The following is a 12,157-nucleotide window of genomic DNA, read 5'->3' as shown; positions in this document are numbered from 1 at the left end:
ATAATCGATGAAAAAGATAACTTTGCTTGCCGCAGCAACGGTCCTGGCACTGAGTAGTATCTGCGCTCACGCTGATACGTTATTAGCGCCTTCCGCACATGCTAAAATGGATGGCGAGAATAAAATCGTCGCGCTTTATGGTAACTCGTTCACGTTCTATAACAATAATATCAATACCCGATTACGGGATTTGACGCAGTCTTTACTGCCTGACCATGCCAAAGGCTATAAATATCGGGGGATCACGATTTCCAGCGGTCATTTAGGCTGGCAAATTGAGAATATGCGCTACCAGAACACGTTACAGAAATGGGATGTAGTGGTATTACAGGGGAACTCCACAGAAACAATTTCAAAGAAAGAAAGTACCCGGAAAAATTTCGTTGACTCTGCAACCCAAATGGCTGAGATGGCGCATAAAGCAGGTGCAAAAGTTGTCTATTTCATGACCTGGCCGAAGAAAGCTAAACCCGAAGATAGCCAAAAGCTGGCGGATGCTTATATCTCCATTGCGCAAAAAACGGGGGGATATGTGGCTCCGGTAGGTCTCGCTTTCGTGAAAGCGCGCAAGACCCATCCGGAAATTAACTTGTATTATCATGATGGTGTACACCCTTCTATTTCTGGTACATATCTCGCCGCTTGCGTATTCTTCGCCACCCTGTACAACCAGTCTCCTGTCGGCGGCGCGCTTCCTGTTGATACGGACATGACCCCTGCCACCGCCAAAGCGTTACAACAGGTAGCATGGGAAACCGTTACTGAGTTCCAAAAGTCATAATCACCGGGTTATTCATCCCCAACACGCCGGCAATCGTGCCGGCGTAAAATACATTATCCCCCCTCTATTCCTTAGCAACCTACACAAATAAGAATTATTTTCATTTGTTTATGCCATGTGCTATATAACATAGCAAAGGCTATATTCGATGATAAATTAACCACCTTGTTGCGAGGGATACTATGCCGCATCTGCCCCATCTGAAGTCATTTCTCCTTGCCAGCGTGTTAACAGCGCTGACGCTGTCACCCGCCTGGGCGAAAGAAAAATTCAAAGTGGTAACCACCTTTACGGTGATTGCCGATATGGCAAGCAATGTAGCAGGTGACGCGGCGGACGTTAGTTCTATCACCAAACCGGGGGCTGAAATTCACGAATATCAACCAACCCCAGGCGATATCAAACGGGCGCAAGGCGCACAGCTTATTCTCTCCAACGGTCTAAACCTCGAACTATGGTTTGCCCGCTTCTACCAAAATTTGTCCGGCGTACCGGAAGTGATGGTCTCAAACGGCGTGCAGCCAATGGGCATCAGCGAAGGGCCGTACAACGGTAAACCAAACCCGCATGCCTGGATGTCAGCAGAGAACGCGCTTATCTACGTGGATAACATTCGTGATGCGCTGATCAAATACGATCCGGACAATGCCGCAACCTACCAGAATAATGCGCAGAATTATAAAGCGAAAATCCAGCAGACCCTGGCGCCACTACATACAGAACTGGCAAAGCTCCCTGCTGAAAAACGCTGGCTGGTCACCAGCGAAGGCGCATTCTCTTATTTAGCTCGTGATAACAATCTCAAGGAGCTGTATCTGTGGCCGATCAATGCCGATCAGCAGGGTACGCCCAAGCAGGTACGCAAGGTTATCGATGCCATCAGAGAGCATCATATCCCAACGGTATTTAGCGAAAGCACCGTGTCCGACAAACCAGCGCGTCAGGTTGCCCGTGAGTCTGGCGCGCATTACGGCGGCGTGCTGTATGTCGATTCGCTCAGCGCTACCGATGGTCCGGTACCGACCTATCTGGATTTACTGCGCGTCACCACGCAAACCATTGTTAACGGCATCAACAAGGGTCTGGAGAGCCAACCATGAGTCACTCTGCGATTACCGTAAATCAGGTTACGGTGACGTATCGCAACGGTCATACCGCATTGCGGGACGCCACTTTTCAGGTTCCGGGCGGCTCAATTGCCGCTCTGGTCGGCGTAAACGGTTCGGGAAAATCAACGCTTTTTAAAGCGCTGATGGGTTTTGTCCGCCTGGCGCAGGGGGAAATCTCAATTCTGCAACAGCCGGTAAATAAGGCGCTCAAACAGAATCTGATCGCCTATGTCCCCCAGTCAGAAGAGGTGGACTGGTCGTTTCCGGTACTGGTGGAAGATGTGGTGATGATGGGACGCTTTGGCCATATGGGCTGGCTGCGTCGACCAAAACAAATTGACCACGCCTGCGTAGATGCGGCGCTGGCGCGGGTTGATATGCTGGATTATCGCCATCGTCAGATAGGTGAACTGTCCGGTGGGCAGAAAAAGCGTGTTTTTCTGGCAAGGGCCATCGCACAGGACGGACAGGTTATTTTACTGGATGAACCCTTTACCGGTGTGGATGTAAAAACCGAGGCCCGGATCATCGACCTGCTGCGTGAACTGCGTGATGAGGGTCGAACCATGCTGGTCTCTACCCATAATTTGGGATCCGTCACCGAGTTTTGTGATTACACGGTGATGATTAAGGGCACGGTGCTGGCAAGTGGCCCCACCGAAACCACCTTTACCCCCGAGAATCTCGAACTGGCATTCAGCGGCGTACTGCGTCACGTTGCGCTGAGCGGCGGTGAACAGCACGTAATTACCGATGATGAACGCCCGTTTATTTCGCGACGCACGGCAAACGAGGGGGAATAACCATGAACTGGCTAACGGAGCCGTTTGGCTACCAGTACATGCTCAACGCCATGTGGGTCTCGGCGATGGTCGGTGGCCTGTGTGCGTTTCTCTCCTGCTATCTGATGCTCAAAGGCTGGTCGCTGATTGGCGATGCACTGTCGCACTCTATCGTGCCGGGCGTGGCAGGCGCTTATATGTTAGGGCTTCCCTTCGCGCTTGGCGCATTCCTTTCCGGCGGACTGGCGGCGGGCAGTATGCTGTTTCTTAATCAACGTTCGCGCCTGAAGGAAGATGCGATTATCGGACTGATTTTTTCGTCTTTTTTCGGTATCGGGCTGTTTATGGTGTCGCTCAATCCGATGTCGGTGAACATTCAGACCATCATTCTCGGCAACGTGCTGGCGATTGCGCCAGAAGATATTCTACAACTGGCCATCATCGGGGTTATTTCGCTAACCATCCTGTTTTTGAAGTGGAAAGATCTGATGGTGGTTTTTTTTGATGAAAACCACGCGCGCTCTATCGGTCTGAATCCGGGCCGGTTGAAGCTGTTATTTTTTACGCTGCTCTCCGTTTCCACGGTCGCCGCGCTGCAAACCGTCGGCGCATTTCTGGTGATTTGCCTGGTGGTTACGCCCGGTGCAACGGCCTGGCTGCTGACCGATCGTTTTCCACGCCTGCTCACTATCGCCGTAGCTATTGGCAGCCTGACCAGCTTTTTCGGCGCCTGGCTGAGCTACTGGCTGGACGGTGCAACCGGCGGAATTATTGTCGTTCTGCAAACGCTGCTGTTCCTGCTGGCATTTGTCTTCGCGCCAAAACACGGTCTGCTGGCGAATCGCCGCCGCGCCCGTCTGGTGAACAAGGAGTCAGTATGATCTTAACAACGCTGCTGGAACCCTTTCAGTTTGGTTTTATGGTCAATGCGCTGGTCATCTCCACCATTGTCGCCGTGCCCTGCGCGCTGCTGTCTGTATTTTTAGTACTCAAAGGCTGGGCGCTGATGGGCGATGCAATGAGCCACGCGGTTTTCCCGGGAATTGTACTGGCGTGGATTGCGGGCATCCCACTGGCAATTGGCGCATTTATCGCCGGGCTGTTCTGTGCGGTGGCGACGGGTTATCTCGACGATAACAGCCGCATCAAACGCGATACCCTGATGGGAATCGTCTTTTCCGGCATGTTTGGCGCAGGGCTGGTGCTGTACGTCTCTATCCAGTCAGAGGTCCATCTCGATCATATTCTGTTCGGCGACATGCTGGGCGTATCGTTCAGCGACATCATACAAACCGCGGTTATTACGCTTGGGATAGCGCTTATTATTGGGCTTAAGTGGAAAGATCTGCTTCTGCATGCGTTCGACCCGCATCAGGCAAAGGCCAGTGGGCTTAACACTGCACTGCTACATTACGGCCTACTGTGCATGATCGCCCTGACGATTGTCGCCACGCTAAAATCAGTAGGGATTATTTTGTCGATCTCCTTACTGATTGCGCCTGGCGCCATTGCGATTTTAATGACGCGGAAATTTTCCCACGCCTTGTGGCTGGCGGTGATTATGTCGGTCGTTACCTCGTTTATGGGCGTGTACCTGTCTTTTTTCATCGACAGTGCACCGGCCCCCACCATCGTCGTACTATTTTCACTACTGTTTGTGATGACCTTTATTTATTCCACCCTGCGCGATCGTCGTTTAGAACGGCGACGCCAGCAATACGACCTCTGACGGAGTGGGCAGTGATATGCCCGCTATCGTTATTAGAATACGTAATGACAATATTCCCAGCGTCCTGAACAAATGCCCCGTTCTGAAACCATGCCATATTTACCAGCGCTATTTAATAATCAGATAGTCACTATCACATTAGATAAAAATACAGGTAAATTTTATGAGCAAGATGAGCATGTCTGAAATCTATTCTGAACCAGAGGCCTATGGCTTACCACGCAAAGGTATAACACTTAATAATAAGGAAGCTGCGTTGGTGGTAGTCGATCCACAGAACGATTTTTTAAGTCCTCAGGGTATTGGCTGGGAGGTTTTTAAAAACAGCATCATTGAAAATAATACTGTAGAAAATCTCGAGACGTTGTTCAAAATGGCAAAAGAATCACAAATGCCTGTTTTTATTTCTCCACATTATTACTTTCCGCACGACCATAAATGGCAATCTACCGCACCGGGAGAAACATTTATGCACGGCACTGGAATGTTCAATCGTAAAGGTCCACTGACGATGGAGAATTTTGAAAATTCCGGCGCAGATTTTTTACCGCAGTTTAAGCCATATATTTATGATGGCGAAACGGTCATTGCCTCACCGCATAAGATTTTCGGACCAGAAACCAACGACCTGGTACTGCAATTAAGAAAACGCGGTGTCTCACAGGTCATTCTCGCCGGTATGGCTGCCAATCTGTGTATTGAATCCCATATGCGTGAATTGATTGAGCAAGGTTTTGAAGTTGTCGTCGTTAAAGATGCGACAGCGGGTCCGCGCATTCCGGAAGGTGACGGTTATCTCGCCGCTCTAACCAACTACCGCATCATTGCCAATGATTTATGGGACACCGACACCACGGTTGAAAAGGTAAAGGCAGCAGCTAAGTAATAGCTATGAGTACGGTTACCGAGGGTAATTGTATGTACAACATCGCTCATCCATTAGCCATCAAAATAAATTTCATTAAGCGCGGAGCTTTTCCATGAATCTTAAGTTAAAGGTTATTTCGGCATGTATTTTACTTTCCATGTCAGTTTCAGCTACTCAGGTGTTGGCCGCTGCCAATACAAATGAGACTACTTACTTAGTTAACCGTGGTGATCCACAATTAAAGGTCAACGGCAAATATATCGATCAGATCATTGCCGAGGTAATGGCGAAAAATAATCTGCCGGGTTTATCCATGGCGATTGTTCAGGCGCCTTATATTCCGCGCTCAGCGGGATACGGTCTGGCAACGGCAGCCAATGATGAGCTTGCTTCCACCAAAACCATGTGGGGAATTGGCCCTATCACGCAAGCTTTTACTGCAGTCGCAGTAATGCAACTGGTAGAGCAAGGTAAATTGGATCTTAATACTCCTGTGAGTGTTTATTTGCCTGGCCTGCCGGAAAGCTGGCATAACATTACGATTCTGGAATTAATGCAGCACTCATCCGGGATCCCTGATTTCAGATCTTTCGGCTATAAACAAGAGCAAAAATATACACCTGCGCAGCTGGTTGATCTTGTTAAAGATAAACCGCTCGAATTTAAAAATGGCACGGACATCAACTCCAGCGCAACTGACTTTATCCTGTTAGGAATGGCTATCGAGAAAGTCAGCGGAATGAGTTACGTAGACTTCGTCAACAAATACCAAATTGCGCCGTTAGGTCTGCAAAGCACCATGTTTGCAAAAGACATGCCAACGAAAGCATTCCTTGATCGCCCGACGCCTGATAAGCAACATAATCAGCATTCGAAATTTAAGTCAGAAATTGACTGGATCAACCCTGTTGAGCCTGCAACAGGTTACGTCGCAGCGGGTGACAAACTGGCGCCTGTCAGCGCGATCGCCACTGATAATCTGTTCGCCTACGGTGGTCTGTGGTCGTCAGCGGAAGACATCAGTAAGTGGGATATCGGTCTTGCCGGCAGCACGCTGGTTAAAGACAAAAAGCTACGCGACATTATCTATAGCCCGGCAAAACTGAAAAATGGCAAAGTCGTGCCTGCCATGGCCGGCTGGGAATTTACCCGCCATCCTGGTTTTCTGGAAATCAAAGGAACCACAGGTGGCTTTAGTGCCTATCTGAGCCGCTTTACCGCCGGTGATGAACTGGTTTGCGTGACAATGCTGACCAATAAAGAAGGCGTAGACATGACTCAGGTGGCTCGTGATATCGCTGAAGCCTATAAAATCGGGCTGGGTTCTGGGTTAAATTCAGAGAAGATCAAAAACCAGGAAAGTAAATTCTCTGTCGATGAGACGGTCTCCCGACTGAAAGCCATTCTGAAAAGCGAAGGCGTTCCGGTATTCACTGAAATTGATCACGAGAAAAATGCCGAGGGCGCGGGAATGAACCTGAGGCCAACGAAAGTCCTGGTATTTGGTAACCCTAAAGTCGGCACAAAACTGATGCAGGATAAACAGGGTGTCGCGCTGGATCTGCCGTTACGTGTCTCCGTATGGCAGGATAAGATCGGGCGAGTTTGGGTCGGTTATGAAAACCTGGATGACGTAGCAAAAACCTATGATCTTCAGGACAAGCAGACCATTGATAAGATTGACAACTTTATGACTAAGCTGGTCAGTCGGGCTGTTGATGCTTATATCCAGTAACGGGATATAGCACTCCCAGTCTTCTCATGCTGCGGGACCGTTAAAGCTCCCGCAGCGTGTCAGCGCCAGCTTAATAGCGGGCTAAACGCCTCGCGGCCCACCAGGGCACGAAGCGCAGGCAGATGACAGTTACGCGCCAGAAGCGGAGGTACGGCAAAAATAATGTCGCCGGAGAGCATCACATTCTCAAGTTGTCCCCATAGGTACCAGCCGGTTTCAACGCCACTGTCCGGGACGCGTAAATGCAAATGCCATCCCTCCTGCGGCTCATCAGCAATCCCCAGCCATTGGCTAAATCGGGGGATTTCAGGCACAACCTGAGTCACTAACGAACACACACCAACCTGGTTTGCCGGTATATACAACGTTAGCGCTCCCAAAGTAATACGTACCGCCGCCAGATTAGTGGGAGCCGTCATAACCGCTGGTCTCCTGATAACGCTCAAAGACCAGATTCAGATCGAGCAGCGTGTACCAGGTTTCCATCACGTTAACCACCCCCACAGCGATGCTTTGTAACGCCGGGGGCAACGAATCTCCTGGCAAATGAATCTGGCTTTCGGCGACTTCCAACACATCAATCAGTTTATCTATCAGGATCCCACTTTGCATTTTCTCGGCGCATCCAATCAAAATAGTGCGCTTACCTGCCGAATTGACGGTAGGTTTATCGATCAGGCTGTCCAGTCTCATTACCGATTCCACCCGTCCACGATAGTTGATGACCCCTTCAAGCATTGGCGCGCAACAGGGAACCCAGGAGATCGGGCGCTCAGCAAGGATCTCTTTAATTTGCGCCCCATAGAAGGCAAAATTTTTACCCGCCAGTTGAAATAACACCAGCGTACGCTGGGGTTCATCAACGTTTTCACACTCCGGCTTTTCACCATGGTTCAGCGCAAGAATCTGCTCCAGCTGTTGGCTCATATTGACTCCTTTTACTCGGCAATGCAGAAAGTGTTACGGCCATTTTGCTTCGCGGCATACAGCGCCTGATCGGCACGCTCGCGCAGCGTTTCAATCCGATCGCCAAACTGCCACTGGGCAATGCCCGCGCTGAAGGTACTGTGAAAACTGGCGTCGCTAACGGAAAACGTGACCTGCTCGTAATCCCTGCGCAATCGTTCGACCACGCGAGCAGCCTTGTCACTGCTGGTATTGGGCATAATGATGACAAACTCTTCACCACCGTAACGGCCAACGATATCGGTGCTGCGTAATCGATGGGAGAACAACTGCGAAATACCGACAATTACCTGGTCACCGACCGCATGACCGTAGGTATCGTTAACGCTTTTGAAGCGATCCAGGTCCACCATTACCATACAAAATGGGTTGCCGCTGTAGTTCGACTCGGCAATCGCGCTTTTGAGAAAATGGGTGGTCGTTGAGTGGTTATATAACCCGCTCAGACTGTCCTGCGACATGCGGGCACGCAGGACGCGCATTCTTTCCGCGCGGATCGATACAGCGCGGATCAGCTCCTCCGGGTCGCTCTGTTTGAGGATAAAATCCTCCGCGCCGATGCTCATTGCTCCTAACTGCGCATGCTTGTTGGTCTCGCTGGAGAGATAGGCGATAGGCAGGCCAATATGCTGCGGTATTTGGCGAATCAGTTTTGTCAGTTCCTCACCGCTGAACTCCGGCATGTGATAATCCATCAACACCAGATCGATCGGCTGCGCATTCAGTACATGCAGTAGATAGTGAGGTTTTTCCAGCACATGCACTTCCATGCCCGCCATGCGCAGCATCTCCGCGTTGTATTCCGCCACCGCGGGTTCGTCATCAATCAACAATACCTGGTAAGGCTTTTTCAGCGACGGTTGAGTCAGGCGATGAAGTTCCTGGACTAAATCGGTGATAGACGCAGGTTTTACGTAGTAGCCATCGCAGCCAGATTTGATGGCGTTGACGCGGGCATTGAAATCGCTATGACACGAGAGGAACAGCACAGGGAAAGGTTTGCCCACTTTTTGTTTCAAATCCGACATTGCCAGCGGTCCACCGTAGGCGTTGTCCGGAAAGCTAACATCCATAATCACCACGGCGGGCGGTTGCGACAATACGGCCTGAGTGAAATCCTGCGTGTTCGCGAACACATGGCAGGTAAAACCAAAACAGCGCAGTTGGGTCGCGAGCAGCTCGACCTGGTCAATATCATCATCACACAGGTAGATAGGCTTACTGGCCCGCCGAACATATCCCTCTTCCGGGCGCTGCTCGGTGATCGGTAATGTGAACTCCGTATCGCTGATACGATGTTCAAGATTGAGCTGCTCCTGGGTCAGGGTGTACAACCACCTGATGATTCGTCGCAGCTCATCGTAATGCAATGTGCTTTGCTCTGTTTCCGGCTCTATTAGTAAACGCTCACCTTCTGCTGAGGCATTCGCCAGCGGGCTAAAGCCAAAGGACCCTGCCGAACCGTGAATACTGTGCAGCAGGATATGTAGCTGTTTGCGACAGGCTTCGCTAGGCTCTGCGACCAGTTGAACGAGTAATCTTTCCGCTTGTGCCAGCATGTCGGGAATTCGGCGTAGAAACCCCTGCCGCAAACGCGCTATTTTTTCCTGCGCTGCCGCCATCGCTATATGCTTATTTTCTTGTTTCATCAAACACGTAGGCTTATTCAGTTAATCGCAGATGGTTGCAGTAGCGCATTGACAGCAGCCCCCAGATTTTCCGCGAGGTTTTCATCTTTTTTCACCCAACGGTCGTACAGAGCGTCGCTGCCCGTTACTTCATTGGCACTTAGTAAAATAAAAGGCTTAGCCCAATCCTGAGCGCGTAACAGCGCCAGCAAATCCAAACCACTGATCTCTGGCATATGCAGATCGCTAATCACCAGGTCGATGTTGTTATCCGAGTCCAGGCACGCCAGGGCGGAAATCGCGCTTTCCACAATCACCACATCGTAGCCGTCCATTTGCAAAAATATGGATGCCAGTTCAGCCGCAAAAAGATCATCATCAACTAATAAAATTCGCATTTTCTCTCTCGATTTTGCTCCATCAGCACAAAAGCATTTTTAATGTTTTTATCAAACTGTCCTGCTCGAAATCGCCCTTGGCGATGTAGGCATCCGCACCCACCTGAATCCCCCGTCGCCGGTCTTCTTCCTTCGCGCGGGACGTCACGATGATGATTGGCGTATGCTGGTAGTTTTTCTCCCCACGCAACGATTTGGTGAAGGTGAAACCATCCATAAACGGCATTTCGACATCCGTCAGTACGGCATCAAACTGGGTCAGCTTCGCTTTTTGCAGCCCCGACAGCCCGTCTTCTGCCAGAGTCACCTGATAGCCGTGCGCTTCCAGCACGTTCTTTTCTATCTCACGGGTATTCAGTGAGTCATCAACCACCAGCACATGCCAGGCATCCTGCGTTACGCTCGTGGCGGGCGCTGGTGTGCTGGTTTGCCGTGATTGTTGCGCCATCGCCATCAGCGCGGGAACGTGCAGGATGCTGACCAGTTGGTTATCCGGTGTTTGTACCATCCCGGAGACCAGCGACTGCTGTTGCATATGTTTCGGTAACGGTTTGATCATCATCTTGCGTTCATCGAGCAGCTTATCCACCTGCAGCGCCATTTTGCTGTACTGGTTCTGTACCACGATTAATCGCTGTCCAGGCGTTGAAAAGCTGCTCTGGCGTTCATGAATGCCCAGCAAGCTGCCTACGCAAACCACTGGGATAAACTCGTTATGTAAGATAATGGCAGGACGTCCGGCGATATCGCTGATCCCCTGTGGCGTGCATTCCACCACCTCAACCACATACTGCGCAGCCAGTCCAAACAGGTGCCCCTGCTCTTCAAATTGCAGAATCCGCATCATGGTTAACGAAACAGGCAACCGCAGGTTAAAGCTGGTTCCGACTCCCGGACGGCTATAAACCTGCAAATCGCCTTGCAGGTCAGTCACCACCGTTTTGCGCACCACATCAAGACCAACGCCGCGACCAGAAAGCTCGGAGACTATCTTGCTGGTCGAAAAGCCGGGATGAAAAATCAGCTCATTACATTCCTGCTCGGAGAGCTGCCCGGCCATTGAAGCAGGAACAAGACCTTTACTGACCGCCTTCGCGCTGATGGCCTCATAGTTCAGACCACGGCCATCATCTTCGATACGCAGTAGTATCCCGCTGCCGTCCTGCTGGGTGGTTATGGTAATCGTGCCGCGAGTGGATTTACCGAGCGCCAGACGTTCGTCGATCTCACCAATCCCGTGATCGACGGCATTACGCAGTAGATGAGTCAGCGACTCCGAAAGCCGATCAATGAGCTGGCGGTCGATTTCCACTTCTCCGCCAACAAAGCGGCACACCACCTGCTTGTTCAGTGTGGAAGCCAGTTCGCTGACCTGCAGCGAAATGGGTTCAAACAACGTTGAAAGTGGCAGCATACGGATCCGCGCCGCCACATCGTATAGTTCAAACATCTGCAAATGCTGGAGCTGAACGCTTTCTTTTAGCTGGGCGCTAAAGTCATGGATCTGCTGGCGAAGCTGTTCAGCGCTTAATCCCGGTAACCGTGGTACCAGTTGACTCAGGTTTTGTATCTGCTGTTCCAGGCGATCATGTCCGGCGAGCACCTCCCCCAGAATGTCGATCAGGCCATCGAGCTTGTTCAGTTTTACCCGAACGAAATCAGCCTGCTTAATACCGGAATCTATACTGGCTAGCGTCGCGGGCGCAGGGACTACCGGTTTTTCTGTTGCCCCGGCAGTTTCAACAGCCAGCGTGATATCCTCTCCCCGACTGGCGCGGGCAAGACGTTCGCACAGCCCGGCATCCGCCGGTGGCAACTGATTATCCCCTTCGCTGACAAAAAGCTGGGTAAGCTGACCAGAAAGATATTCCACAGACTCATGGATTAGATTGCCCAGCGCCCTGTCCGGCGTCAGTTTGTTATCACGTAGTTCACTCAATACATCTTCAAGATGATGCGTGACATCGGCAATACTTTGCAGCTTCAGCATCCGCGCGCCCCCTTTCAGGGTATGCGCAGCGCGAAACATCTCACCTATCCAGGCGTCGGTATGTTCATCAGCGGAGAGGAGAAACGCCCCTTCGCTGATCGTCTGCAAATGACCTCTCCCTTCATCAATAAAGCGCAGAACGAATTTTTTCAGATCGATAGCCATAATCGC

12 protein-coding genes are annotated in these 12,157 nt (G+C 50.9%); 7 read left to right on the top strand and 5 right to left on the bottom strand.

Annotated elements, in window-relative coordinates; genetic code table 11:
* Nucleotides 1–7: 7 nt before the first annotated feature.
* From SK35_RS05230 to SK35_RS05200, 7 genes are all read left to right on the top strand, one after another.
* Complete coding sequence (locus SK35_RS05230; RefSeq protein WP_048215677.1) at nucleotides 8–781, top strand: SGNH/GDSL hydrolase family protein; 774 nt, start codon at nucleotides 8–10, stop codon at nucleotides 779–781.
* A gap of 182 nt (nucleotides 782–963) precedes the next feature.
* On the top strand, nucleotides 964–1,881 hold the full coding sequence (locus SK35_RS05225) for a metal ABC transporter substrate-binding protein (RefSeq protein WP_048215676.1): 918 nt from the start codon (nucleotides 964–966) through the stop codon (nucleotides 1,879–1,881).
* Nucleotides 1,878–2,693, top strand: a complete 816-nt coding sequence (gene sitB / locus SK35_RS05220; RefSeq protein ID WP_003825870.1) for an iron/manganese ABC transporter ATP-binding protein SitB — start codon at nucleotides 1,878–1,880, stop codon at nucleotides 2,691–2,693. Before SK35_RS05225 ends, sitB begins: the two co-directional genes overlap by 4 nt.
* Nucleotides 2,694–2,695: 2 nt before the next feature.
* The gene (gene sitC / locus SK35_RS05215) at nucleotides 2,696–3,553 is read left to right on the top strand and encodes an iron/manganese ABC transporter permease subunit SitC (RefSeq protein WP_008785642.1); all 858 of its coding nucleotides are present in this window, start codon (nucleotides 2,696–2,698) and stop codon (nucleotides 3,551–3,553) included.
* On the top strand, nucleotides 3,550–4,401 hold the full coding sequence (gene sitD / locus SK35_RS05210; RefSeq protein WP_032944764.1) for an iron/manganese ABC transporter permease subunit SitD: 852 nt from the start codon (nucleotides 3,550–3,552) through the stop codon (nucleotides 4,399–4,401). The genes sitC and sitD overlap by 4 nt, the downstream gene beginning before the upstream one ends.
* Nucleotides 4,402–4,564: 163 nt before the next feature.
* Nucleotides 4,565–5,287, top strand: a complete 723-nt coding sequence (locus tag SK35_RS05205; RefSeq protein WP_082193812.1) for an isochorismatase family cysteine hydrolase — start codon at nucleotides 4,565–4,567, stop codon at nucleotides 5,285–5,287.
* Nucleotides 5,288–5,381: 94 nt separating this feature from the next.
* Nucleotides 5,382–7,004 (top strand): serine hydrolase, encoded by a 1,623-nt coding sequence (locus SK35_RS05200; RefSeq protein WP_048215675.1) that lies wholly within the window; start codon nucleotides 5,382–5,384, stop codon nucleotides 7,002–7,004.
* Nucleotides 7,005–7,063: 59 nt separating this feature from the next.
* Here the strand turns inward: SK35_RS05200 and SK35_RS05195 are convergent, their stop codons facing one another.
* From SK35_RS05195 to SK35_RS05175, 5 genes are read right to left on the bottom strand one after another with little or no spacing between them, the layout of a single operon-like run.
* On the bottom strand, nucleotides 7,064–7,423 hold the full coding sequence (locus SK35_RS05195; protein WP_003825861.1) for a hypothetical protein: 360 nt from the start codon (nucleotides 7,421–7,423) through the stop codon (nucleotides 7,064–7,066).
* Nucleotides 7,407–7,931 carry a chemotaxis protein CheW gene (locus tag SK35_RS05190; protein ID WP_032944769.1) on the bottom strand — a complete coding sequence of 175 codons (525 nt, stop codon included), beginning with the start codon at nucleotides 7,929–7,931 and terminating at the stop codon, nucleotides 7,407–7,409. Before SK35_RS05190 ends, SK35_RS05195 begins: the two co-directional genes overlap by 17 nt.
* 11 nt (nucleotides 7,932–7,942) lie before the next feature.
* Nucleotides 7,943–9,619 carry a diguanylate cyclase gene (locus SK35_RS05185; protein WP_048215674.1) on the bottom strand — a complete coding sequence of 559 codons (1,677 nt, stop codon included), beginning with the start codon at nucleotides 9,617–9,619 and terminating at the stop codon, nucleotides 7,943–7,945.
* 17 nt (nucleotides 9,620–9,636) lie between these two features.
* Nucleotides 9,637–9,996, bottom strand: coding sequence for a response regulator (locus SK35_RS05180; protein ID WP_008785648.1), 360 nt, complete (start codon nucleotides 9,994–9,996; stop codon nucleotides 9,637–9,639).
* A 22-nt stretch (nucleotides 9,997–10,018) separates the two neighbouring features.
* Entirely contained in the window at nucleotides 10,019–12,151 is a 2,133-nt protein-coding gene (locus tag SK35_RS05175; RefSeq protein ID WP_048215673.1) for a hybrid sensor histidine kinase/response regulator, read from the bottom strand.
* Nucleotides 12,152–12,157 lie beyond the last annotated feature (6 nt).

Source organism: Citrobacter sp. MGH105 (assembly GCF_001037485.2).
Classification (GTDB): Bacteria; Pseudomonadota; Gammaproteobacteria; order Enterobacterales; family Enterobacteriaceae; genus Citrobacter; species Citrobacter portucalensis.
This window is presented reverse-complemented; position numbering and strand designations above follow the sequence as displayed.